2 protein-coding genes are annotated in these 1,224 nt (G+C 69.6%); one reads left to right on the top strand and one right to left on the bottom strand.

The features are described from left to right. Positions 1 to 451, top strand: a 451-nt coding sequence (locus HII36_RS55265) for a hypothetical protein (RefSeq protein ID WP_217371164.1), incomplete at its 5' end; no start/stop codon positions are given. Here HII36_RS55265 and HII36_RS55260 read toward each other — a convergent pair. Then, positions 436 to 1,110, bottom strand: coding sequence for a TetR family transcriptional regulator (locus HII36_RS55260; protein ID WP_173531400.1), 675 nt, complete (start codon positions 1,108 to 1,110; stop codon positions 436 to 438). The two genes, HII36_RS55265 and HII36_RS55260, sit on opposite strands and share 16 nt — an antisense overlap. Between the last annotated feature and the right edge of the window lie 114 nt (positions 1,111 to 1,224).

Raw genomic sequence — 1,224 nt, 5'->3', positions numbered from 1 at the left:
CATCGTGATCCGTTTCTCCCCTCCCACCCGTCCCGGCTACATGCGCGTCGTGCGCGCCAGCGGCTGGTACGACCTCATCGTCACGGCCGCGTTCGCGACCCCGTGGACGTACGCGTTCGCGCACGACGTGCTGTCGGCCGCCGGGGCGGCGCTCGGGCTGGGCGCTTTGCCGCCGTTGGAGCCGATGCAGGTTCTGTACGCCAACCTCATGGGCTCCGTCGTAGTCGTCTGGGGGCTGCTGCGCGTCGTGCGCCCGTTGCCGTTGCATGGGCTGCTCGACGGCGTGGCGCGCGCGCTGTTCGCCGCCTGGCAGGCGTACGGGCTGGCGGACGGGCTCAGCGGGGTGTTGTGGCCGTTCCTGGCGATCGAGGTGACGTTCGGCGTGGCACAACTCGCGCCGTGGTTGCGCATTGGGCGGATCCGGCGGTCCTCACGTCAGGTGCCGGCGTAGGGGGTCACGAAAGGGGCGGGGCGTATGGCTGCGGCCAGCAACGCGCGCATGGCTTCCAGCGACTGGACGGGGTCGACCCGGTCGGGTGCGAGCAGCCACTGCTGGTGGACGCCGATCCCGGCCCCGACGATCGCCGCGGCCAGCGGCTCGGCGGGCAGTTCCGGCGGCAGCGGCAACAGCTCCAGTGCCCGGCGGCAGTGCTCGCGCAGGGTTTCGTGGATCTCCACGTATCGGCCCTGGATGGGCGAGCCCGGTTCCAGCGCCTCGACCAGGAGTGTCACGAACAGCTTGGTGGTGGGCAGCGTGAACAGCGCGGCGATGCCCGCCACCATGCCGTCGAACCCCGCCTGTCCTGACTGTCCTGACTGTTCTGCCTCCCCGTCCCGTCCTGCCCGCCCAGGTTCTCCCGGCTCTCCCGGCTTGACTGGTTCGTTGTGGAGGCCGGCTCTGATCGTGTTCACCGAGCGTTCGAGCACGGCCAGCAGCAGGCCCTCCTTGCTGCCGAAGTGCCACGGGATCGACCCCCTGCTGATGCCGGACAGCTCGGCCACGTCGGCGAACGTCGTCTGCCGGTAGCCCTTGGCCGCGAACAGCTCCGCGGCCGCGTTCAGGATCAGCTCGCGGCTCTCCTGACTGGTCTGCTCTCGTCGTGTTGTCACGCCACCTCCTCCTGTGCTAGCAATCGTAATCTATGTTGGCCAACACAGAGAGGAGGAGGTCCGCGATGCGGCTTCCGAACTCCGCCCACACCGCCCGCCCCTGGCGGATTCACG

This window comes from Nonomuraea antri (genome assembly GCF_013283785.1).
GTDB lineage: Bacteria > Actinomycetota > Actinomycetes > Streptosporangiales > Streptosporangiaceae > Nonomuraea > Nonomuraea antri.
This window is presented reverse-complemented; position numbering and strand designations above follow the sequence as displayed.